The sequence below is a fragment of the Clostridium sardiniense genome (assembly GCF_050584765.1).
Classification (GTDB): Bacteria; Bacillota; Clostridia; order Clostridiales; family Clostridiaceae; genus Clostridium; species Clostridium sardiniense_A.
On record NZ_JBNOOR010000004.1, the window covers coordinates 17,727 to 41,009 of the forward strand.

General features: G+C 29.9%; 18 protein-coding genes, 1 riboswitch and 1 other annotated feature. Of the genes, 3 read left to right on the plus strand and 15 right to left on the minus strand.

Annotated elements, in window-relative coordinates:
• Nucleotides 1–29: 29 nt before the first annotated feature.
• Complete coding sequence (locus tag ACQPUW_RS14935) at nt 30–911, minus strand: polysaccharide deacetylase family protein (protein ID WP_430838291.1); 882 nt, start codon at nt 909–911, stop codon at nt 30–32.
• A gap of 204 nt (nt 912–1,115) precedes the next feature.
• Between ACQPUW_RS14935 and ACQPUW_RS14940 the strand changes: the two genes are divergently transcribed.
• On the plus strand, nt 1,116–2,774 hold the full coding sequence (locus ACQPUW_RS14940; protein WP_430838292.1) for a glutamine--tRNA ligase/YqeY domain fusion protein: 1,659 nt from the start codon (nt 1,116–1,118) through the stop codon (nt 2,772–2,774).
• Between the two features lie 66 nt (nt 2,775–2,840).
• Here ACQPUW_RS14940 and gltX read toward each other — a convergent pair whose 3' ends face one another.
• The 5 genes from gltX to ACQPUW_RS14965 form a co-directional block, all read right to left on the minus strand.
• Complete coding sequence (gltX, locus tag ACQPUW_RS14945; protein ID WP_430838293.1) at nt 2,841–4,499, minus strand: glutamate--tRNA ligase; 1,659 nt, start codon at nt 4,497–4,499, stop codon at nt 2,841–2,843.
• A 52-nt stretch (nt 4,500–4,551) separates the two neighbouring features.
• Nucleotides 4,552–4,783: a binding site (T-box leader), on the minus strand.
• A gap of 441 nt (nt 4,784–5,224) precedes the next feature.
• The gene (locus ACQPUW_RS14950) at nt 5,225–5,941 is read right to left on the minus strand and encodes a pseudouridine synthase (protein WP_430838294.1); all 717 of its coding nucleotides are present in this window, start codon (nt 5,939–5,941) and stop codon (nt 5,225–5,227) included.
• A gap of 194 nt (nt 5,942–6,135) precedes the next feature.
• Nucleotides 6,136–8,136: a triple tyrosine motif-containing protein gene (locus ACQPUW_RS14955; protein WP_430838295.1), complete on the minus strand. Its 2,001-nt coding sequence runs from the start codon at nt 8,134–8,136 to the stop codon at nt 6,136–6,138.
• Between the two features lie 252 nt (nt 8,137–8,388).
• On the minus strand, nt 8,389–8,832 hold the full coding sequence (locus tag ACQPUW_RS14960) for a YaiI/YqxD family protein (RefSeq protein WP_430838296.1): 444 nt from the start codon (nt 8,830–8,832) through the stop codon (nt 8,389–8,391).
• A gap of 7 nt (nt 8,833–8,839) precedes the next feature.
• Nucleotides 8,840–10,192, minus strand: a complete 1,353-nt coding sequence (locus ACQPUW_RS14965; RefSeq protein WP_430838297.1) for a glucose-6-phosphate isomerase — start codon at nt 10,190–10,192, stop codon at nt 8,840–8,842.
• 398 nt (nt 10,193–10,590) lie between these two features.
• Here ACQPUW_RS14965 and ACQPUW_RS14970 point away from each other — a divergent pair, with 398 nt between their 5' ends.
• Nucleotides 10,591–11,454: a 5'-nucleotidase, lipoprotein e(P4) family gene (locus ACQPUW_RS14970; RefSeq protein WP_430838298.1), complete on the plus strand. Its 864-nt coding sequence runs from the start codon at nt 10,591–10,593 to the stop codon at nt 11,452–11,454.
• A 110-nt stretch (nt 11,455–11,564) separates the two neighbouring features.
• On the opposite strand, the gene ACQPUW_RS14975 is transcribed toward ACQPUW_RS14970, so the two are convergent.
• From ACQPUW_RS14975 to ACQPUW_RS15015, 9 genes are all read right to left on the minus strand, one after another.
• Nucleotides 11,565–12,641 carry an NAD(P)H-dependent amine dehydrogenase family protein gene (locus tag ACQPUW_RS14975; protein ID WP_430838299.1) on the minus strand — a complete coding sequence of 359 codons (1,077 nt, stop codon included), beginning with the start codon at nt 12,639–12,641 and terminating at the stop codon, nt 11,565–11,567.
• A 78-nt stretch (nt 12,642–12,719) separates the two neighbouring features.
• Nucleotides 12,720–13,553: a MerR family transcriptional regulator gene (locus ACQPUW_RS14980; protein WP_430838300.1), complete on the minus strand. Its 834-nt coding sequence runs from the start codon at nt 13,551–13,553 to the stop codon at nt 12,720–12,722.
• Nucleotides 13,554–13,705: 152 nt separating this feature from the next.
• Nucleotides 13,706–15,238 carry a glutamine-hydrolyzing GMP synthase gene (guaA, locus tag ACQPUW_RS14985; protein ID WP_221859328.1) on the minus strand — a complete coding sequence of 511 codons (1,533 nt, stop codon included), beginning with the start codon at nt 15,236–15,238 and terminating at the stop codon, nt 13,706–13,708.
• A gap of 238 nt (nt 15,239–15,476) precedes the next feature.
• Nucleotides 15,477–16,931: an IMP dehydrogenase gene (gene guaB, locus ACQPUW_RS14990; protein ID WP_430838301.1), complete on the minus strand. Its 1,455-nt coding sequence runs from the start codon at nt 16,929–16,931 to the stop codon at nt 15,477–15,479.
• Between the two features lie 162 nt (nt 16,932–17,093).
• Nucleotides 17,094–17,191: riboswitch (purine riboswitch) on the minus strand.
• 323 nt (nt 17,192–17,514) lie between these two features.
• On the minus strand, nt 17,515–18,279 hold the full coding sequence (locus ACQPUW_RS14995; protein WP_430838302.1) for a prepilin peptidase: 765 nt from the start codon (nt 18,277–18,279) through the stop codon (nt 17,515–17,517).
• 108 nt (nt 18,280–18,387) lie between these two features.
• Nucleotides 18,388–18,837, minus strand: coding sequence for a type II secretion system protein (locus tag ACQPUW_RS15000; RefSeq protein WP_430838303.1), 450 nt, complete (start codon nt 18,835–18,837; stop codon nt 18,388–18,390).
• 144 nt (nt 18,838–18,981) lie between these two features.
• Entirely contained in the window at nt 18,982–20,607 is a 1,626-nt protein-coding gene (gene groL, locus ACQPUW_RS15005; protein ID WP_430838304.1) for a chaperonin GroEL, read from the minus strand.
• A gap of 13 nt (nt 20,608–20,620) precedes the next feature.
• Complete coding sequence (groES, locus tag ACQPUW_RS15010; RefSeq protein WP_204595756.1) at nt 20,621–20,905, minus strand: co-chaperone GroES; 285 nt, start codon at nt 20,903–20,905, stop codon at nt 20,621–20,623.
• Nucleotides 20,906–21,124: 219 nt separating this feature from the next.
• On the minus strand, nt 21,125–22,618 hold the full coding sequence (locus ACQPUW_RS15015; RefSeq protein ID WP_430838305.1) for a 4Fe-4S dicluster domain-containing protein: 1,494 nt from the start codon (nt 22,616–22,618) through the stop codon (nt 21,125–21,127).
• A 156-nt stretch (nt 22,619–22,774) separates the two neighbouring features.
• Between ACQPUW_RS15015 and ACQPUW_RS15020 the strand changes: the two genes are divergently transcribed.
• Nucleotides 22,775–23,071, plus strand: coding sequence for an HNH endonuclease (locus ACQPUW_RS15020; RefSeq protein ID WP_430838306.1), 297 nt, complete (start codon nt 22,775–22,777; stop codon nt 23,069–23,071).
• Nucleotides 23,072–23,283: the final 212 nt, after the last annotated feature.

Here is a 23,283-nt window from a genome sequence, read left to right on the forward strand (position 1 = left end):
AGTTAATTTTACAGCAGCCCTTTATTTTTTTAAATATAATCTTCTATCTTTTTAAATGAATATCCAGATTTCTTTAAGTTTTCTATTACAACTTTAACCCCTTCAAAGGTCTCTCCCTTAGGTTTGTTCATATGGTAGATTAATATAGAACCATTCTTTGCATTCTTTCCTTGCTTTATTATTTGTTCTTTTGAAAATGTTGCTCCTGCATCTCCTAAAACATCAAATCCTCCAATTTCATATCCTATATCCTTAGCTATCTTTACTGATATATCATCATAATATGCAGTTCCTGATCTAAATAATTTTGGTTTTTTACCTGTTAATTCTTTTATTTTAGCATCATTTCCACTAATTTCATCATAGACTTCCTTAATTGAATTAGTACCTTTTATATTATAAACTTCTCTTCCACTTACGCTTAGAGGCCTATGCAGTGTTCCATGATTTTGAATAGAAAAAAGATCGTTTTTAGCTAAATCATTAAATATATCCTTATTACTATCTATCCATCTACTATTTATAAATAATGTAGCCTCTATTCCTTCTTTTTTTAGATACTCTATAATCTCTTTATCATAGTCATTTCCATGCTTTCCTCCACAAGCATCAAATGTTAAAAACACTACCTTATCATTGGTATTTATATGATTTAGTACTCCAGTAGTCTTCTCCCCCCACTCTTTAGGAGCTCTCCCATTATACTTTTCTTCAATTTCTTTTAAAGTCATTACATCTTCTTTATCTCCCTTTTCTTCTTTATCTCCCTTTTCTTCTTTTACATTGTTATCCACATTCTCTTCTTTATTATCCACTTTAATATCAACATCTTTATTTTCAGTGCATCCTATTCCAATAACACTAATAGATATAATAATAAAAACTACTACTATACTCTTTGAAATCTTCATATTTACCCCCCTAGAATCATAATATAAGTAAATTCTACAACATTTATCCAGTATTATCTATTTTAAACTGGATAAATAAAGTTATACTTTATTTTTTTACTATATTAGATTAAAATTAAAGGTAAATGTATAATATATAGACATAGATTAGAGGTTGTTTTTAATAGCCCTATTTGAAATATAATTATAGGAGGGGTAATATTTATGTCAAACGATATGAATTCATCTAACTTCATAAGAAATATAATTATTGAAGACTTAGATAACGGAAAGCATGATAGCATAATAACTAGATTTCCACCAGAACCAAATGGATATCTACATATAGGTCATGCTAAATCAATTCTTTTAAATTTTGGTCTTGGTGCCGAATTTAAAGGAAGAACAAACTTAAGATTTGATGATACAAATCCAGTTAAGGAAGATACTGAATATGTTCAATCAATTGAAGAGGATGTAAAATGGCTTGGATGCCAGTGGAATGAACTTCACTTTGCATCAAACTATTTTGATGAAATGTATAATAGAGCAATCCTTTTAATAAAGAAGGGGTTAGCATATGTTTGTGATTTAACTCCAGATGAGGCGAAAGAGTTTAGAGGAACTCTAACTGAACCTGGAAAAGATAGTCCTTATAGAAATAGAACTATTGAAGAAAACCTAGATTTATTTGAAAAAATGAGAAAAGGTGAATTCAAAGATGGTGAGAAAGTTTTAAGAGCAAAAATAGATATGGCTTCTCCTAATATGAATATGAGAGATCCTATAATATACAGAATTGCTCATGCTACACATCACAATACTGGTGATAAGTGGTGCATATATCCTATGTATGACTTTGCTCATCCAATTGAAGATGCAATTGAAGGAATCACTCATTCAATTTGTACTTTAGAATTTGCAGATCACAGACCTTTATACGATTGGATCGTTAAAGAATGTGAAATGGAAAATGTACCAAGACAAATTGAATTTGCAAGACTTAACATGACTAATACTGTTATGAGTAAGAGAAAACTTAAACAATTAGTTGATGAAAAGATAGTTGATGGATGGGATGACCCTAGAATGCCAACTATCTCAGGTCTTAGAAGAAGAGGGTATACTCCTGAATCTATAAGAAACTTCTGCACAGCTATTGGTGTTGCGAAGAATAATTCAGTGGTTGACTCTCAAATGCTTGATTACTTCTTAAGAGAAGATCTTCAAACTAAGGCTCCTACTGCTATGGCTGTTATGAATCCACTTAAGGTTATCATAACAAACTATCCAGAAGGAAAAACTGAAATGTTACCAGTTTCTAATAATCCAAAGAATGAAGAACTTGGAACAAGAGAAGTTCCTTTCTCAAGAGAAATCTATGTTGAAAGAGATGACTTCATGGAAGTACCAGTTAAAAAGTACTTTAGATTATTCCCTGGCAACGAAGTTAGACTTATGGGAGCATACTTTATTAAGTGTAATGATGTAATAAAAGATCCTGAAGGAAATGTTATAGAGCTTCACTGTACTTATGACCCAGAAACTAAGAGTGGTTCTGGATTTACAGGAAGAAAAGTTAAAGGAACAATTCACTGGGTTGATGCAAAAAATGCTGTACCTGCTGAATTTAGATTATACGAACCTTTAATATTAGATGTTGAAGATGGAAATGTTGATAAGAATTTCTTAGAACAAATAAATCCAAACTCAATGCAAGTTCTTAACGGATTCATTGAACCAATTGCAATTAATGGAGCAAAATCATTAGATAAATTCCAAATGGTTAGAAACGGATTCTTCTCAGTGGATAATCACACTAAAGATGGTAAGTTAATCTTTAATAGAATAGTTCCACTTAAGAGCTCATTTAAATTAAAATAATATTTATACAAAATATAAAGGACATACTACTCAATGTAGTATGTCCTTCTATTTATAACTAATACTTTATAAGTTAATGAATTTATTAAATCTTTCTCTTACCTTTTCTTCACCCATAATTTGCATTATTGTATAAAGATCTGGTGTATTTGTTCTATGAGTAAGAGCTGCTCTTACTGCACCTGCAACATCTGAAACCATTCCTTTAAAGTTTTCTGGGTTCTTTTTGTATTCTTTTCTGTTTGTCGCATATCCAAGTTCTACAGCTAAAGCTTTAAGCTCTTCAAACCAAGTTTCTTGATCAGTATTAAAGTTGTATGCTTTAGCATAGCTTTCAATTACGCTCTTAGCATCTTCTAAATTTAAAGTCTTTGGAAGTTCTACATCTTCTGCTTTTTCTAAATCAAATAATTCATCAAAGAAGTAGAATATTTTTTCACGTACTTCATTCCATTTACCGAAGTCTTTTCTTGGCTTTGGACCTTCTTTGTCTATGTTGAATACTTCTTTCATCATAGCTTCATCTTTAGTTACAAATTCAAACATTTCTTTATCAAAATCTTTTGCCCAAGTTGTATAGTAATCATATACTACTTCAGGTTTCATTTTACATATAACATTCTTACTTACATCATGTAATTTAACTATATCAAATAAAGCACCTGATTTACTCATCTTATCTAAAGCTACAGGGAATTCATGATAATCTGCATCTGGATTTTCTGCTCTCCAATCTTCAAAGCTTGAGTTTATAATATTTAAAAGATATTCAATAACAGAAACTGCTGGATATCCTTCTTCTCTATAGTAACTTACAGCACTTTCTGGATCTTTTCTCTTTGAAAGTTTTCTCTTTGATCCATTTTCTGATTTCATTATTGTTGGAACGTGAGCATAGTTTGGTCTCTTAAATCCTAAAACATCAAATAATTGAAGATGTATTGGAAGTGATGATAACCATTCTTCTCCTCTTATTACATCTGTAGTGTGCATTAATGCATCATCTATAGCATGTGCAAAGTGATATGTTGGAAGTCCATCTGACTTAATTATAACTATATCTTGAACATTTTCTGGGAATGAAACATCTCCCTTTATTAAATCATGGCATTCTACTCTATTTTCTTCTTTTCCTGGTGATTTTAATCTTAAGATATATTCTTCACCATTTTCAATTTTCTTTATAGCTTCTTCTACTGGAAGATTTCTATAAACAGCATATTCTCCATAGTATCCTGGAGTAATTTTTTCTGCCATTTGCTTTTCTCTTATTTCATTTAATTCTTCTGGAGTACAGAAGCATGGATAAGCTAATCCTTTTTCAACTAATTGTTTAGCAAATGTATGGTATATTTCTTTTCTTTGACTTTGTCTGTATGGACCATACTCTCCTTTTGAAGTTTCTTCTCCTGTCATACCTTCGTCAAAATTCATTCCAAAGTTATGCATAGTAGCTATTGTATCTTCTATAGCACCTTCAACTTCTCTTTTTTGGTCTGTATCTTCAATTCTTAAATAGAAAATCCCTTCACTTTGATGTGCAAGTCTTTCATTTATAAGAGCTGCATAAACTCCTCCAATATGTTGGAATCCAGTTGGACTTGGTGCATATCTTACAACTCTAGCCCCTTCTTTTAAGTTTCTTTCAGGATATTTCTCTAAATAATATTCTGGAGTCTTTAATTCATTTTTAAATATTAAATTTGCTAATGTTTCTCTACTCATTACTTCATCACCTTTCTAAACTTCATATAAAAAAAGCCCTCTCCTCCTAAACACTTAGGACGAAAAGACTAAAACTTTACGCGGTACCACCTAAATTAGCCAAAAAATACATTTTTTTAAGCTCACTTAATTCTCTATAAGGGGAGAAATCCCAGTTATCTACTTTTAAATTTCGACACTATGCTCCAAAGCTTCTTTCTATGATTTTATTTACAAAGTTCTCACCAATACTTCGCTCTCTTTAAAATAAAGATTCATATACTCTTCTTCTTCACTGCATTACTTTTTTATTTATCTAACGTATTTAATTATACATTTATTAAATATCATTGTAAATATCTCTTTTAAATCATGCAAAATTATAGAATTTGATAGATTTTAATCTTTCATGACTTATTATGTATGAATTAAATATTTCATTTTTTGTAGTTTTTGATTTTTTTCATTCAAATTCTTCACTTAATTATTTCATATGTTTAGTATAACTCATCATCAATGTAAATATTTACAGAAATTATATTTTTGCACACGAAAAAACGCAACCCTTGGGGCCAGGTTGCGCTTTAGCAATAAGCAATAAATAAAAAGGGGGCTATTTATTCCTTTTATTTATCCTTGCAATAGTATTATATGTTAATGGATTATAAAATGCAAGTAATTTTAAAAACTTTATTCATTTTATGGAAATTAATGAATAATTCTCTTGCAAGTTTTCCCATCATTCGTTAAAAGCTTTTTAGATGCATTATTTCTTCTTCTGTTAATTCCCTATATTCGCCTTCTTCAAGCTCCTCATCTAAAGGCAATCCGCCAAACTCTATTCTTTGAAGATATACTACATTTTTTCCTACAGCTTCAAACATTCTCTTAACTTGATGGAACTTACCTTCTTGTATTGTTACATTAATTTCTGATCCCTCATCTGTTGCTTCTATAATTTCAAGAATTGCTTCTTTACAAACATATCCGTCATCTAAAGTAATTCCATTTTTGAATGCTTCAATATCTTCTTCAGTAACTTTTTTATCTATTTTGGCATAATAAACTTTATCTACTTTCCATTTAGGAGCTATTAATCTATGGTTTAACTCTCCATCATTAGTTAATAATAGTAATCCTACTGTATCTTTATCTAATCTTCCAACTGGAAATGGTTCAAATGCTTGATGATCTACTTCTAGAAGATCAACAACTGTTTCTTCTCTTGAATCAGATGTCGCTGATATTACTCCATCTGGTTTATTCATCATAAGATATATAAATTCTCTATAAAATATTTGCTCTCCGTTTATTTTTATAACTGATTTATCAGGATCTACAAGTTTACCACTATCTTTTTCTACTACTCCATCAACTTCTATAAATCCTTTTCTTGCTAATACCTTAATTTCTTTTCTACTTCCATATCCTAAATTTGAAATTATCTTATCTAATCTTTGCAATTTACTAAACACCTCTTATCTTTATTTTGTTATTTATCTAAATATTTTTATCTAACTTAAGTTTCATCTTATTGTATTATTAATCTCCCCAAAAATCAATTAATGAATCCTTGCTGTAAATATAAAATTATTGCTAAATTAAAAAAGCCCTTTCGGACTTTTTTAATCTACGCTACATAACTCTATAATAAATTTTATACAGTAAATTCTATCTCACAGTAATCCTCATAATTAACTCTTTTATAAAAACTCTTTGCAAGTACCATTACTCTATATTTACCTTTTGAAAATGGTATAAATGTATAATATCTTTTCTTGCTATAGCTTTGAGCTTTTACCCAGTTGCCTTTTTCCATTAAATAAAATTCATAACAAACATCTTTTCCTCCAACACTTTCAGCCCAGAAGTTTACTTCAGTGTTGATTTTAATTGGTTCTTTATCTATTTTTATTTTAGTTCCTGTAACTGGAATTGCCTCATGTACATATATATTTATATCTCTTTTTGTATCAAATTCCCCTTCACACTTTACGTTTTTTGCATAAACTTCGAAGGTGTATTTTCCTGCACATTTAGGTTTAACAACAATCTTCTTATTCTTCATAAATCCTGTTTCTTCAACTTCATGTCCATTTATTTTAGTTACAAAATTAATTAATATATTTTTTGTATTTTGAACTACAGCTTCTACTTCTATTTCATCACCAACTAAGAATAATTCTCTACAAGGTAATAGAATATAATCTATATTTCCCGGTAAATAGTCTTTTACCTTTAAAAACACACTTGAATCGACATCATAATCCTCTAGAGAGTATTTATCCTTAACTCTTATACTGATTTCATACTCTCCTTTTTCTTTTGGAGTATAGTTTAGCCAATTTGTTCTACTATAATCTATCCTATCGATTTCTTTTCCATCTCTAAAAATTATAAATGAATATAAAAGTATAGTTCCACCTTCAGCAATTGCTCTAACATTTATAGGTCTATTAACTAGAACTTCTTTTCTTTGATCTGAGATAACATCAACTATTCTAATTGGCTTATCCCCTTTTTTGTCTATATCAAATAATATTGTCTTCTTATCTTCATAATCTCCATTATAAGATATATCTTTTACATATAAAGTTATCTTATAAGATCCCCTCTCTCTAGGATTCCAATAAAATTCCTTACTTCTTGTATAGCATGAATCTTCTGCAATTGGACCATCTACAATATATCTATATACTAATTCTCTTCCGCCATAAGCATCTGCTTTAAATGTAATATCTGTTCCTGATACTTGTGGTGTCTTAACATCAGCCTTAAAGCTATTAATTCTTACAGCATTATATGGTCTAACTTCATATAACATAACAGCTCTATCATCGTACTCCTTATTTGAGAATATATCTTTCATAAGACATAGAAGTTTATATTCCCCTTCCTCATTCTCTTGGAAGCTTACAATTCTTCTTGATGAGAAATCCTGTATACATACTGATCTTCCGTACTTGTCCACTCTTACAAATTTAAATAGTAATGGACGTGCATCATCACAGGAAGCTTTAACTTTAAATACTAGTTCTTCATTTAATAACAATTCATCTGTTAAGCATTTAAAATCTGTTATTTCAACTTTATTTTTTTCTTTAACTTTGAATTTTACAGTCTTATATTCATCAACATTTTCTTTAGAATTTGTTTTTTTGCATTCTATTAGGACCTCTTCAGTTCCCTCACGTACAGCAGCATAGGATAATTTATTGTCAGTTGAATAATCCCTTACAGGTTCCCAACCATTATCTCCTCTTCTCCAAAATCTATATAATAGAACTTCTTTACTTGAAACGACTTCTATATTAACTTTTTCACCAGTAAAACACTCTTCTTTATCTAATAAAATTTCCTTAATCAATTTCTCTTCACCCAAGCTCTTTCCTATTATGTATTCTTCTTTTGCTAAAAATTCAAAAGGCTTCTTAGAGCCCTTCCTTTTCCCTTGTACCATTACTATGTATTCGCCCTCATTTTTTGGAGTCCAAACACATGATTTTTTATTATTAAAGTTTTTTATTGTGTTCCAAATCCCATCATTTCCGATTAAAACTTTAAAATCTATCTCTTCCTCAAATTCAACACCTATCTCTATATTCTCCTTAGGTTCTTGAGGACTCTTCTTCCCAAATAAAATATTCATATCACCCATATATTTCACCCCGTATTAACCATTGCTATTCTCTTATTATACTACAATCCCAATTATTGTAAATAAAATTCCATAATTCTCTTATTTTATTATACAACATTCTTCTTAATGTACAATGTACATTTCCTAATTGACACCTTAATGGTTACAAAAAATATCATAATAATGTATTGTTATAAATATATTGAGCCTATAGTACATATACACTCATAAAAAAAGAGCTATATAAAATACAGGTATTTTATATAGCTCTTAGCTTCTAATACTATGTTCAATTATAGATCTTAAATTGTTTATTAATCTCTCTTCATCTTCTGAGGTTCTCTTTTTAGGTCCTTTAAACCTTCCACCAGATTTTCTAATCTTTTGTGATATATGTCTTTGTTCTAATAATAAATCAATATTTTTTTCTGTGTATATACTTCCCTTAGGACTTATGACATTAACACCTCTAGGTAAACACATTGCTGCAACTCCATAATCTTGAGTAACTACTATATCTCCATTCTGAGAGTTATTTACTACATACATATCTACACTTTGAAAACCACTATCTACAATTACAACTTTTGAATAATCACTTTGAATAAAATGATGTATATCAACAAAAATATTTACTTCTATTGCATATTCTTTTGCTAAATTTTCAATTTTGGAGATGCTTGGACAAGCATCTCCATCAATAATAATTTTCATATATATCTTATTTTAATTTAGCTTCTAATTCAGCTTTTAAATCTTCAAATCCTGGTTTTCCAAGTAAAGCAAACATATTCTTTTTGTATGCTTCAACACCTGGTTGGTTGAATGGATTTACACCTAAAAGGTATCCACTGATTCCACATGCTTTTTCAAAGAAGTAAACTAATTGTCCAAAGTAGTATGGAGTTAATTCTGGTACATTAACTACCATGTTTGGAACTCCACCATCGTTATGTGCTAATAAAGTTCCTTGGAAAGCTTTTTGATTTACAAAGTTCATATCTTTTCCAGCTAGGAAGTTTAATCCATCTATATTATCTTCTGTAGCTTCTATTATAACTGATTCTTCAGCTTTCTCTACATTTATAACAGTTTCAAAAAGATCTCTTCTTCCTTCTTGGATGTATTGTCCCATTGAGTGAAGGTCAGTTGAGAAATCAACAGCTGCTGGGAATATTCCCTTATTGTCTTTTCCTTCTGATTCTCCGTATAATTGCTTCCACCATTCGTTGAAATAGTGAAGTGATGGTTCGTAGTTTACTAAGATTTCTATAGTCTTTCCTTTGTTATATAAAGCATTTCTTACTGCTGCATATTTGTAACAATCATTTTCTTTAACTGAAGGATTTGAGTAAGCTTCTCTTGCATCTGCTGCACCCTTCATCATTTCTTCTATATTAACTCCAGCTGCTGCTATTGGAAGTAATCCAACTGCTGTTAAAACTGAGAATCTTCCTCCAACATCATCAGGAATTACGTAAGTTTCGTATCCTTCTGCATCTGCTGATGTCTTAAGAGCTCCCTTTGAAGCATCAGTTGTTGCGTATATTCTCTTTTTAGCTTCTTCTTTTCCATATTTCTTTTCAAGAAGATCTTTAAATATTCTAAATGCTATTGCAGGTTCAGTTGTAGTACCTGATTTTGATATTACGTTAACTGAAATATCCTTTCCTTCTATAGCCTTTAATAATTGGTTCATATATGTTGCACTTATGTTATTACCTACGTAGAATATTTGTGGAGCTTTTCTATCTTCTTTTGATAATACATTATAGAAGTTATTTGTAAGCATTTCTATAGCTGCTCTAGCTCCTAAGTATGATCCACCTATTCCTATTACTATAAGAACATCTGAAGTTTCTTGGATTCTCTTTGCTGCTTCTTGGATTCTTGCAAACTCTACTTTATCATAATTTACAGGTAGGTCAATCCAACCTAAGAAGTCATTTCCTGCACCAGTTCCTTCATGTAATTTTTTATGTGCTGATTGTACTAAATCCCCCATAAAATCAATTTCATCCATGTTTAGATATGGAGCTACTTTAGATAAGTCTAATGATAGTCCTTTAGTCATAATCGCGTCCTCCTTAATTTTGTGTAATTATTCTTAACATAACTTTATATTATGCGCTACACACTATATTTATAACCGATAGCTCATTTTCATTAAAAAAATATCCAAACTTCATTAATGAAAATGATATCCTTCTTTATTTTACTACATATCGTTTTCTTATAAAAGCGGAATATTAACAATTTGTTTTATGAAAACCTTTAAATATTTTATATAATTTTAGTTAATATTATACTTATATTGAAGTTGTTTTATTATATATAACTCAATGCTTATATCATTCATTTAATTGTAAAATTTTGTTCATATCCTGTTAATTGATTTAATTACAAATAACAAATAAACTGTAATTGTTTGCAATAATATTTAATTACTTTACAAAAGAGAGGAAGTTTTACATGAATAGAACAAAAATACAAGGGATAATCCTATCATTAATCATTGGAATTGGTGTAGGTACTGGGGGGACTCTAATCTATGAAAACGAAAAACATTCTAATAAAATAGCACAAGTTGAAGCAAAGTACGAAAATAATGATACTAAAGCATTAGTTCAACAAAATGTTCTAGCTACTCTATGGCAACAAAACTCTGGAGAAGTAAAAGCACTAAGATACGAGGCTTATAATTCTGGCATGGACTATGTGGATAAATTAGTCAAAGAAAAGACTGATAAGCCTTATGCTGTTACTCTAGATATAGATGAAACTATTATAGATAATTCTCCTCATGCAGGATATGAAATAAAACATAATGAAGCATACTCAAAAGAAAATTTTGGTGAATGGGTCCAAAAGGCAGATGCAAAAGCTATTGATGGCGCAAAAGAATTTACTGACTACGCTAAAAGTAAAGGCTTTGAAGTATTCTACGTATCAAATAGAAGTGAAGAAAAGGAGCTTGATGCCACAATAAAGAATATGAAAGATTTAGGCTTTGTAAATTCTGATAAAGAACATATACTTCTAAAGACAGATACTAGCAATAAAGACGCTAGATGGAATAAAATCAAAGAAAAATATAATCTTGCAATATATTGTGGAGATAATTTAGGTGATTTCCCTAATGGATATGATAATAAAAGTAACGAAGAAAGACGTAACATAGTAGAAAAAGAAAAGAAATTCTTTGGAACTAAATACATAGTACTTCCAAATCCAACTTATGGTGACTTTGAAAATGCAGTATACAATTATGATTTTAAAATGTCTCCAAGTGATAAAATGGAAGCTAGATTAAAGACTATTAATTCATTTAAATAGTTAATATAAAATTTTATACCTTATAAAACTTAAAATTATTATCTATTATAATAAGCCTAAGAAAGCCACTTACAATATAAAATACTATAAGTGGCTTTTTTTAAACCTATTTATTTTACATATTCATTTAATGCTTTACTTCTATAGATTGCTCTTGGCATTTTTTCTGTAGTTGTAAATCCATAAGGTGCATTAATAACATCTGGTATTCTATTTACTATAGTTGCACAAGTTAATTCTACTGTACAAGGATTTTGGATAACCATCTTTGTATCTGGCTCTCCATAGATTGTCCATTCATTTGAATCAATATCTTCTTCTGAATATACCTTTCCTATGCATTCTGATTCTATTGTTATTCCCTCAACTGTCTCTGTGATTACTAAAGCTGACATACCTGTTGCATATCCTTCTTTTATATTCATATTAAGAGTTGTTGAATTTAAATCTTTATTACATGTTTGAGGTATGCATTTTTGAATTTGTTTTTTTACTGTTAATCCTAACTGAGAAGCAATCCAACCATTCATACTCCACATATATGATGGCATAAATTCACCTTTTTTTATTATTTCAAGTCTTTCTTCTTCAGTTATATTATCAGTTGCTGCAATTTCTTTTTCAAATTCTTCTAAGCTTAATCCAGCTCCATGCGCCTGTGCTAATGCAATTCCATAATCCTCGACATTATAGCTTGATTTTCCTTTTATTTTATTAATTTTATGAGTTGCTCCTGCAAGTGTAGTAATTAAATTACCCCAAAATACATCTTGATATCCTGAACCACAAATAGTACATTTATTTTTCTTAGCCTCTTCATGTATTTTTTCAGTAATTGTAATTGCTGAATTCCAAGGGTATATAGCCTCCTCACAAGTAGTTATGGCATTTATACCATTTTTAGCGCAAATCATAAGTATGTCTTCTAAGTCCTTCATTAAACTCATAGTAGTTATTATTACACAATCTGGCTTAACTTTAGCTAACACCTCTTCAGCACTTTTAGCATCTTGTATTAGTACACCTTTATTATCATTATTTAATATGTCTCCTACATCTTTTCCTATAATATTAGGGTTAACATCAAAAGCAGCTACAATTTCAGCTCCTTTTTCATAAACATATCTCATAGTATAAAGTGACATCTTACCACAACCATATTGTGCTATCCTTAATTTTCTCTCCATAAAAACCCTCCCTAATGCTAAATTAATAAATTAATTTATATCTTAATTTTATTCTTTATAGTTACTATAAAGTCAACATTATATTTTTATTGGTATTTGCAATTTTATAAACATATTTCTTTCATTGTTGTTTAGCATAGGGAGCTCTACAACTACTTCACATATATAATCTCCAATTATTTTATAATCTTTATCTTTAATTTCATACATAAGCTTTTTTAAATAATCTAGCTCTTTTGAAAAACTATCACAATATATAGTTAAATATGTGCTTGCTTGTATTTGCTCTATATTTTCATTATCATTAAATTCTTCACTATCTACAAATATAAATATTTCATTTGATACTAAATTTTTATTTAGTAAGTTTTCTTTCCTTATAAAAGATCCTACATTACAAAAATACAATAAAGGAATCTTTTTTGAATTTATATGCCTTTTAAAATTCCTAAGCATATATTCATAACACTCTATTCCATTATCATATATATTCATATTGCCCTTATAACGATATACAGTCCTTTTAGGTATATATTCTAATAGAACTATTCCCTCTTTAGGTGCTGAATTATATCTTTCGATATTTTCTATAGCTCTGTCTATTGCACTTTTAACTTCATTTAATTCCATAATTTTTTTATCTATAGTATTTCTTTTTTTATTCAATATATCTTTTATTGTTGAAAGATCATTTTTATCTAAGTTATTATTTATTTCTTTTAATGACATACCTAAAGATTTCATGTTTTGTATTATATCTAAAGTAGCTGATTGATATATAGAATAATATCTATACCCATTATTTTTATCTATATATTTTGGCTTTAATATATCTAACTTATCATATAACCTTAGTGTTTGCGTTGATACATTATTAAGTTCACTCATTTCCCCAATAGTTAATCTTTTCATAATAAACTCACAACCTTATACCATAAATAATGTTTTTACTTATATTTTATCACTTTAAATATACACAACAATATTATATGTAATATAAAAAGGTAGCTATAAAATTATAGCTACCTTATTTTAGAGGTTATAAATTAACCAATCTATATATTTTATTCCCATTCAATAGTTGCTGGTGGTTTTGAAGTTATATCATAAACAATTCTGTTTACTCCTGGAACTTCATTTACTATTCTTCTTGATACTAAATCTAATAAGTCATATGGAATTCTTGCCCATTCTGAAGTCATAGCATCACTTGAAGTAACAGCTCTAAGTGCTATTGTATGACAGTAAGTTCTTTCATCTCCCATAACTCCAACTGACTTTATGTTTGGAAGACAAGCGAAGTATTGCCATATAGTTTCATCAAGATTTGCATTAGCTATTTCTTCTCTGAAAATTGCATCTGCTTCTCTAACTATTTCAAGCTTTTCTTCTGTTATATCTCCAAGTACTCTTATTGCAAGTCCTGGACCTGGAAACGGTTGTCTCCATACTAATTTATGAGGTATTCCAAGCTCTTCTCCAACAGCTCTAACTTCATCTTTAAATAATTCTCTTAAAGGTTCTATTAAATCGAATTCCATATCTTCTGGAAGTCCTCCAACGTTGTGGTGAGACTTAATAACAGCTGATGTATCAGTTCCACTTTCAACGATATCTGGATAGATTGTTCCTTGAACTAAGTAATCTATATCTCCAACCTTTTTAGCTTCTTCTTCAAATACTCTTATGAATTCTTCTCCAATGATCTTTCTCTTAGTTTCTGGATCTGAAACTCCTTTAAGTTTTCCTAAGAATCTGTCTTGAGCATTAACTCTTATAATGTTCATATCAAATTCTTTCTTAAATACTCTTTCAACAGTATCTCCTTCATCTTTTCTTAAAAGACCGTGGTCTACGAAGATACAAGTTAAGTTATGTCCTATAGCTTTATGAACTATCATAGCAGCAACTGATGAATCAACACCACCTGATAATGCACATAAAACTTTTCTATCTCCAACTAATTCTTTAATTTCTTTTATCTTATCTTCTGCAAATGAAGCCATTGTCCAAAGACTTTCTAATCCACATATTTCATGTAAGAAATTTTGAATCATCTTTTGTCCAAATGGAGTATGTTCTACTTCTGGATGGAATTGAACTCCATAAAGATTTCTTTCTTCATTTTCCATTGCAGCTACTGGACATACTTCAGTATGTGCAATTATTTTGAAGCCTTCTGGTGCTTCACTTATGTAATCTGTATGACTCATCCAACAGATATCTTTTGAGTCTATTCCCTTAAATAATCTTGATGAATTATCTAAGTTTATTTCAGTTTTTCCATATTCTCTAACTGGAGCTGTAGCAACTTTTCCTCCTAAAGTGTGAGCCATAAGTTGGTCTCCATAACAAATTCCAAGTACAGGAATTCCTAAATTGAATACCTCTTCGTTCACTCTTGGTGCACCTTCACCATATACGCTGTTTGGTCCACCTGTAAATATTATTCCCTTAGGATTCTTTTCTTTTATTTTTTCTATTGTATAGCTGTATGGAATTATTTCACAATAAACTCCACATTCTCTTACTCTTCTTGCTATAAGTTGATTATATTGTCCACCGAAGTCAACAACTAAAACTAAATCTTTCTTCATGTGCTCCTCCTAGATATATCAAATTAAAATATTACTATTTTTACATTTTATTGATAACTAATTATAACATATTAGGAGAGAAAAATCTCTCCTAATACGAATGTTTTTCATATATTTATATTCATTTTTCGTTTTATTGTAATTTTATGTGCTTTATCTTCAAAATTCCGTATTATTTATTTTATACATGGTTATAGTTTACTTATTTTATTATTTCAATACTCAAATTATAATAATACTATTTCATTACGCTATAATTTGGTGCTTCTTTTGTCATATTAATATCATGAGGATGACTTTCTCTAAGTCCTGCTGATGTTTGAACAACAAATGTTGCTGTGTTGTATAAAGTATCTAAGTCTTGTGATCCTAAGTATCCCATTCCAGCTCTAATTCCTCCAAGCATTTGGAATATTGTATCTGAAACTGATCCTTTATAAGCTATTCTTCCTTCAATACCTTCTGGAACTAATTTCTTATTTCCATCTTGGAAATATCTATCTTTTGATCCACAAGCCATAGCCCCTAAAGATCCCATTCCTCTGTAAACTTTGTAGCTTCTACCTTGGAATATTTCAACTTCTCCTGGAGCTTCTTCACATCCTGCAAATAATGATCCCATCATTGCTGCACATGCACCAGCTGCTAATGCTTTAACAACGTCTCCTGAGTACTTGATTCCTCCATCTGCAATTACAGGAATTCCATATTTCTTACCAATTTCAACGCAATCCATAACTGCTGTAAGTTGAGGTACTCCAACCCCTGCAACAACTCTTGTTGTACAGATTGATCCAGGTCCTATACCAACTTTAACACAATCTGCTCCAGCTTTTATTAAATCTTCTGTAGCTTCTGCTGTTGCAATATTACCTGCTATTATTTGAAGTTCTGGGTACTTTTCTTTAACTTTCTTAACGCCCTCTAAAACTCCTTTTGAATGTCCGTGTGCAGTATCTATCGTTATGATATCAACTTTAGCTTTAACTAAAGCATCAACTCTCTCCATCATATCTTTAGTTACTCCAACTGCTGCTCCACATAATAATCTACCTTTACTATCTTTAGCTGCATTTGGGAATATCTTAGTTTTTTCTATATCTTTTATTGTTATAAGTCCTTTTAACATTCCATTTTCATCTACTAAAGGAAGCTTTTCTATTTTATGCTTCTTTAAAAGTTTTTTTGCTTCATCTATAGTAGTTCCTTCTGGCGCTGTTATTAAATTTTCACTTGTCATTACTTCTGAGATCTTTCTTGAGTAATCTTCTTCAAAAGTTACATCTCTGTTTGTAAGTATTCCAACTAGCTTTCCGTCAACTGTTATTGGAACACCTGATATTCTATATTGTCCCATTAATTCTTCTGCATCTTGTAGAGTATTCTCTGGTGATAAGAATATCGGATCTGTAATTACTCCATTTTCTTGTCTCTTTACCTTATCAACTTCCTTAGCTTGTGCTTCTATGCTCATATTCTTATGGATTATTCCAAGACCGCCTTCTCTAGCCATTGCTATTGCCATCTTTGATTCAGTTACTGTATCCATACTAGCACTTATTAAAGGTATATTTAACGCAATCTTCTTTGTTACATTTGTCTTTAATGATACCTGATTTGGTAATACCTCTGATTTATTTGGAACTAATAATACATCATCAAAAGTGTATGCTTGTTTTAAAATTCTAGCCATTTTATATCCTCCCTATTTTACCTAATACTTTCATAACAAAATAATTTTTGCAAGATAACTTGCATTTTCCACCTAAATTTATGTATAAAAAAAGCACATTAACTTCCTAAGTGAAGTTAATATGCCATATGCTTTCATGCAATAAGGGCTAGTCTAACCCCTTGGTATATTAAATCCACTCATAGTCGGAAATTTAAGGTTCCCGGTAGATACTCCCTGCCATATTCAGGGGATATACGAGTTTTAAATGTGCATTTCGTTTTTAAAATTAAACTAATTATAAATTACATCTTAATTAAAGTCAATATGTTTTTTGAATGAATTATTGCAATTATTAATAAAATGAAACACCAACATATCTTTACACTAACTTTATTATATATGAAATAAACCTTTCATAACTAAAATATCTAATACACCATAATTTCTTCTTGATTTTATTTAAAATTAAAAAGAAATGACTTAAAATCTTATAATTAAGTCATTTCTTTTTTTAATATTATCTAGCTTTTTTTATTATGGTTTATTAACTCATGTCTGAAATTATTAAAGTCTTCCAGAATATCTAATCTAATACTTACTACTAAAAAAATCTTCCTAAATACCAATCTAAAATTTGATTTCCACATATAAAAGTTATAAATGTAGCAGCTACAATATATGGTCCAAAAGCTATGGCTTCTTTTCCATTCCTTTTCTTAAAGATAATTAAGTAAATTGCATATACACCACCTAAAATTATGGAGATAAATAAATTTAACAAATTTAGTTTTAACCCTAAAAATATACCGATCATAAATATAATCTCTACGTCTCCCCATCCCATACCATTAGTCGTCCAAACAATTATTGCTAATATCACCGCCGGTATAAGTGCACCTATAGCTGCATTTATTAAATTTAACTTTTCACCTGTAATAAGAGTTATTGTTAAAAATATAATACCCAAAATTATTCCTGTCATTATTACTGAAGAGTATACATATTGAGTTTTATAATCTATAATTCCAATTACTAAAAGGACTGATGTTAAGGTTACAAATTTAAAAAAGTCTATACTTAATCCAAACTTTAAATACACAATTACAAAAAGAATTCCAGTTGCTACCTCTATTAATGGATATTGAACAGATACCTTATCATCACAATACCTACACTTTCCTTTTAAAGCTAAAAAGCTTATTATAGGTACTAGATCTTTTCCTTTAAGTCTCGTATTACAACTTCCACAATGTGATGCTGGAAATACTATTGATTCTTCTTTTGGGATTCTAAATATACATACATTTAAAAAGCTTCCTATTATTGATCCAAATAAGAATATTATTAACCACATAATTAAGTTCATTACACTCCTCTACCCTCTAAGTAAAGCCCTATTACTTTTTTAAATGAGGTTCTATCTCTTTGTTTTCACTCATTTAAATTCTCATCAATATTATTGATCTTCTAACTACTAATCTTCTGATTCATTTAATATTGAATCAAATATATCCTTTTTACCACTTTTATCATCATTCTTTAATGTGAAATCTTTTCTCTCTTCAACAATTGCTTTACACTCTTCTAATTTCATATCTGATGGTATTTTATCTAGTGTACTTGATAAAATAGTAGCTTTATCTTTACCTGGGTCAATAAACTCTATAATTGAAGCTTTACTAAGTGCAGTATCAACAGTATTTATATTGTTAATATCAATAGGTTTATCATTTTTCATATTATAAGTTTCTACTGCTAATAAAACCTTTCTTGATTGATCAATAACCTTTGTTTTTTTAGCCTCTTGCATATAACCATTAATCTTTGGTACTAAAACACCAGCTAATATTCCTATAATAGCTATAACAGCTATTAGCTCTATTAATGTAAACCCTTTTTTCTTCTTTTTCGATATTTCTTTCATAAATCAAACTCCTTAGAATTACTGTAAAGCAGCATATTAGCTACTTCCATCTTAATCATTGCCTTTTTCTTACAAAATTATATCATAAAGAACAATAAAAAAAGAAGTCTAAATGATTTAGACCTCTTTTTATTACTTCTAAGTTTAGTACATTCCCTCCATGCCCATTCCACCTGAAGCTGCCATTGGTTCTTCTTTCTTAGGAATATCAACAACTGCAGCTTCTGTAGTTAAGAATGTTGATGCAACTGATGCTGCATTTTGAAGCGCTGATCTTGTAACCTTTGTTGGATCTACAATACCAGCTTTTATCATATTCTTGTATTCTCCTCTTAAGGCATCATATCCTACACCATCTTCGCTATGTCTTACTTTTTCTATTATTACAGAACCTTCAACACCAGCATTTGTTGCTATTTGTCTCATTGGTTCTTCAAGCGCTCTAACTATTATATCAATACCAACTTTAGTATCATATACATCTGATGTTAAATCTGCTACTTTGTTTAGAACATTAACATAAGCAGTTCCACCACCTGGTACTATACCTTCTTCTACTGCAGCCTTTGTTGCAGCTAAAGCATCTTCAATTCTAAGCTTTCTTTCTCTAAGCTCTGTTTCAGTTGCAGCACCAACTCTAATTACAGCTACTCCACCTGATAATTTAGCAAGTCTTTCTTGTAATTTTTCTTTATCAAATTCTGAAGATGTTTCCTCAAGTTGAATTTTTATTTGACCTATTCTAGCTTGAATTTCATCTGAGCTTCCTTTTCCGTTTACTATAGTTGTACTTTCTTTTGTTACCTTTATGCTTTCAGCTTCTCCAAGCATGTCTAATGTTACTTCTTTAAGATCTCTTCCAAGTTCTTCTGAAATAACTTCTCCACCTGTAAGAATTGCTATATCTTGAAGCATTTCTTTTCTTCTATCTCCAAAGCCCGGAGCCTTAACTCCTACGCAAGTAAATGTTCCTCTTAGCTTATTAACAACTAATGTTGCTACAGCTTCACCTTCTATATCATCAGCTATTATTAAAAGCTTTCTTCCTGTTTGAACTATTTGCTCTAATATAGGAAGTATTTCTTGTATGTTAGTAATCTTCTTATCTGTAATTAATACATATGGATTTTCAAGAACTGCTTCCATCTTTTCTGTATCTGTTACCATATAAGCTGATACATATCCTCTATCAAATTGCATACCTTCAACTACATTAAGTTCTGTACCCATTGATTTTGATTCTTCAACAGTTATAACTCCTTCATTGCCTACCTTTTCCATAGCATCTGCAATAAGCTTACCTATTGTTTCATCAGATGCTGAAATTGAAGCAACTCTTGCTATATCTTCTTTTCCGTTTACAGGCTTTGATATATCTTTTATTTCTCCTACAGCTTTTTCAACTGCCATATTTATTCCTTGTCTAATTAACATTGGGTTTGCACCAGCAGTTACATTTTTAAGTCCTTCTCTTATAATTGCTTGTGCTAAAAGAGTCGCTGTTGTTGTACCATCTCCTGCAACATCATTAGTCTTTGTAGCAACCTCTTTTACAAGTTGTGCTCCCATATTTTCATATGGATCTTCAAATTCTATTTCTCTTGCGATTGAAACACCATCGTTAGTTATAAGAGGTGATCCAAATTTTTTATCTAAAACTACGTTTCTTCCTTTAGGTCCAAGAGTAACCTTTACTGTATCTGCTAACTTATCAACACCTATTTGCATTGATCTTCTTGAATCTTCACCAAATTTAATCATTTTAGCCATAATAAAAAACCTCCTACTCCACTATTGCAAGTATATCTTCTTGCTTTAATATCATATATTCTTCTCCGTCTACTTTAACTTCTGTTCCTGCATATTTTGAGTAAAGGACTTTATCCCCTACCTTAACTTCCATATCTATTCTCTTTCCGTCTGAAATAGCTCCAGGTCCAACTGCTATTACTTCCGCTTCTTGTGGCTTTTCTTTAGCTGATCCTGCTAAAAGTATTCCACTTTTAGTCTTTTCTTCTGCTTCTAAATTTTTAATGACAACTCTGTCTCCTAATGGTTTAATAGCCATTTTAAAACCCCTCCTTAAAATATGTCTATTTAAAACTCTTTTTATTAGCACTCTCATCAACCGAGTGCTAATTCTAATATAATAATATCTTTTCTATCCAATAAATTCAAATACTTATTAAAATATTTTTGCCCAAAATATATTATTTATAACAAATTAGAGTAATATATTTCTATATTACTCTAATTCTCTTTAATTTATAACTATTTTCTTCGTATTTTATTTTCTCTCTAAATTAATATCTTCAAATTCTTCAAGAGTTTCATTTTCAGATATTAATTTCTTCTCTCCTAGATTATTTATTTTATTAAATGTAGCTTTAGCTCTAAGTGCTGGCACTATAGTTCCTGCACCATTAATGCAACCACCTTCACACATCATTCCTTCAATAAAATTACCATTAAGTCTTCCTATTTTAGCCATGGCCATAGTCTTTTTGATTTCATTTCCACCTGATACTTTAACCGGCTTAAATTCTGTATCAATATTATTTTCTCTAATAAAACTCTCAATAGACGCAGTTAATCCTCCATGGGCACCAAATCCTCTTCCAAAGATTGAGGCATCATTAACCACTTCATCATCACATTCCCATGGATTAATATTAAAAGCTTCAAGAAGTGCTGTTAATTCTTCAAATGTAACTACATAATCAATTGCATCACTTATCCCTTTCTTTACAGCTTCACTCTTTTTAGCTGTACAAGGTCCTATAAATACAACTTTTGCATCAGGCTCTCTCTTTTTAATTAGTCTTCCTGTTGCAATCATTGGAGATACTGTATTTGATATATTCCTTACTTGATCTCCATATAGATTTTCTATATATGTTAAAAATGCTGGACAACAGGAGTTAGTCATATATTTATCTCCATTATCCATTCTTTCTTTAAATTCCTTGCATTCATGTATTGTTACTCCATCAGCACCACATGCAGCTTCAACCATATCTACAAATCCTAGCTTTTTAATTGCATTTTTTATCTTTCCATAAGTAATTTTCATTCCAAATTGTCCTGTTATTGCAGGGGCAACTACTGCATACATCTTTCTCTTTCTAGCCAATCTTTTTGCAACTGGAACTATTAAACTTTTATCTGATATTGCACCGAAAGGACATGCAAGCATACATGCTCCACAGTTAACACAAGTCTCCTTTTTTATAACAGCTCTTCTATCTTCAGTTCCAAATTCTATAGCTCCAGTAGGACATACTCTCCTGCAAGGTCTCATTACTTCTGATATAGCATCATATGGGCATGCTTTTTTGCACATACCACACTCTTTACACATCTCTTGATTTATATATGCCCTTCCACCTATATTAGTAATTGCTCCGAAATTACAAGCTTCTTGACATTTATGTGCAATACAATTCCTACACGAATCTGTTACTGTATATTTGTTTATTGGACATCTATCACAAGCAGCTTCAATTACATATATAATCTGCTCATCTGGTCTTATATCTATAAGATCATCTTCTTCTAAATCTCCATTTGAAAGAAAACCTGATGCAAGTTTTGCTCTTTCATGAACTATTGCTCTTTCCTTATATACACAACATCTGTAAAGTGCTTTGTCACCTTTTATAATTTTATAAGGTATCTTTTCAATTTCCTCTTTAGTTAATTTATCTTCTTTTGCTAGTTTTGCAACCTCTGTTAAAACCTCATGTTTTAATTTATTTAGCTGAGTTTCAAATTGAAACATAATCCCTCCTAAACATTAATTGTTCCTCTATAAATTTTACATTTAATTCCTATTAATTATGTGTATAAATTGTGTTTTCTTCTAATTTATTCTTTTGATTATGAATATATTTATTGATATAATACTATTGTAAATTTCTTAAAAGGGGGAATTTATTTGACAGAGAAACACATATGCCAATTGTGTAATAGACAAGTTCCTGAAATAACTGAACACCATCTTATACCTAAAGAAAAGGGTGGAAAACATTACTCAACTGCTATGCTATGTAGAATGTGTCATACTCAAATCCATGCTCTTTATACTAACAAAGAACTTGCAGCAAGATTATTTTCGATTGCAAGACTTAAGAATGATGATAATATAAAGAAGTATCTGAATTTTATAGTAAAAATGCCTGGAGAAACTATAATCCCCATAAAAAAGGCCAAAAATAGAAAAAAGAGAAGATAATAGATTTTTAACTAGCTATATAGATCAAATAAATTTATCTATATAGCTGTAATTTTATCCTCTAATCTAAAACTTAAATTATTCTCATATTAATTATCATCTCTGTTTAATAGATATTCTACAATCTCTTTTAGATTATAGATTTAACTATATTTATTTAATTAAAAAGAGCCTAATTCAAGTAAATTTTCCCTACTTAAATTAAGCTTATT

Excerpts from the sequence above, each read along its gene's own strand:
- ACQPUW_RS14935 (WP_430838291.1), bottom strand. The coding sequence starts at position 911 with ATGAAGATTTCAAAGAGTATAGTAGTAGTTTTTATTATTATATCTATT.
- ACQPUW_RS14970 (WP_430838298.1), top strand. The coding sequence starts at position 10,591 with ATGAATAGAACAAAAATACAAGGGATAATCCTATCATTAATCATTGGA.
- groES (WP_204595756.1), bottom strand. The coding sequence starts at position 20,905 with ATGGCTATTAAACCATTAGGAGACAGAGTTGTCATTAAAAATTTAGAA.
- ACQPUW_RS14955 (WP_430838295.1), bottom strand. The coding sequence starts at position 8,136 with ATGGGTGATATGAATATTTTATTTGGGAAGAAGAGTCCTCAAGAACCT.
- groL (WP_430838304.1), bottom strand. The coding sequence starts at position 20,607 with ATGGCTAAAATGATTAAATTTGGTGAAGATTCAAGAAGATCAATGCAA.
- ACQPUW_RS14940 (WP_430838292.1), top strand. The coding sequence starts at position 1,116 with ATGTCAAACGATATGAATTCATCTAACTTCATAAGAAATATAATTATT.
- guaA (WP_221859328.1), bottom strand. The coding sequence starts at position 15,238 with ATGAAGAAAGATTTAGTTTTAGTTGTTGACTTCGGTGGACAATATAAT.
- ACQPUW_RS15000 (WP_430838303.1), bottom strand. The coding sequence starts at position 18,837 with ATGAAAGAAATATCGAAAAAGAAGAAAAAAGGGTTTACATTAATAGAG.
- gltX (WP_430838293.1), bottom strand. The coding sequence starts at position 4,499 with ATGAGTAGAGAAACATTAGCAAATTTAATATTTAAAAATGAATTAAAG.
- ACQPUW_RS14965 (WP_430838297.1), bottom strand. The coding sequence starts at position 10,192 with ATGACTAAAGGACTATCATTAGACTTATCTAAAGTAGCTCCATATCTA.
- ACQPUW_RS14980 (WP_430838300.1), bottom strand. The coding sequence starts at position 13,553 with ATGAAAAGATTAACTATTGGGGAAATGAGTGAACTTAATAATGTATCA.
- ACQPUW_RS15015 (WP_430838305.1), bottom strand. The coding sequence starts at position 22,618 with ATGTTTCAATTTGAAACTCAGCTAAATAAATTAAAACATGAGGTTTTA.
- guaB (WP_430838301.1), bottom strand. The coding sequence starts at position 16,931 with ATGGCTAGAATTTTAAAACAAGCATACACTTTTGATGATGTATTATTA.
- ACQPUW_RS14960 (WP_430838296.1), bottom strand. The coding sequence starts at position 8,832 with ATGAAAATTATTATTGATGGAGATGCTTGTCCAAGCATCTCCAAAATT.
- ACQPUW_RS14975 (WP_430838299.1), bottom strand. The coding sequence starts at position 12,641 with ATGGAGAGAAAATTAAGGATAGCACAATATGGTTGTGGTAAGATGTCA.
- ACQPUW_RS14995 (WP_430838302.1), bottom strand. The coding sequence starts at position 18,279 with ATGAACTTAATTATGTGGTTAATAATATTCTTATTTGGATCAATAATA.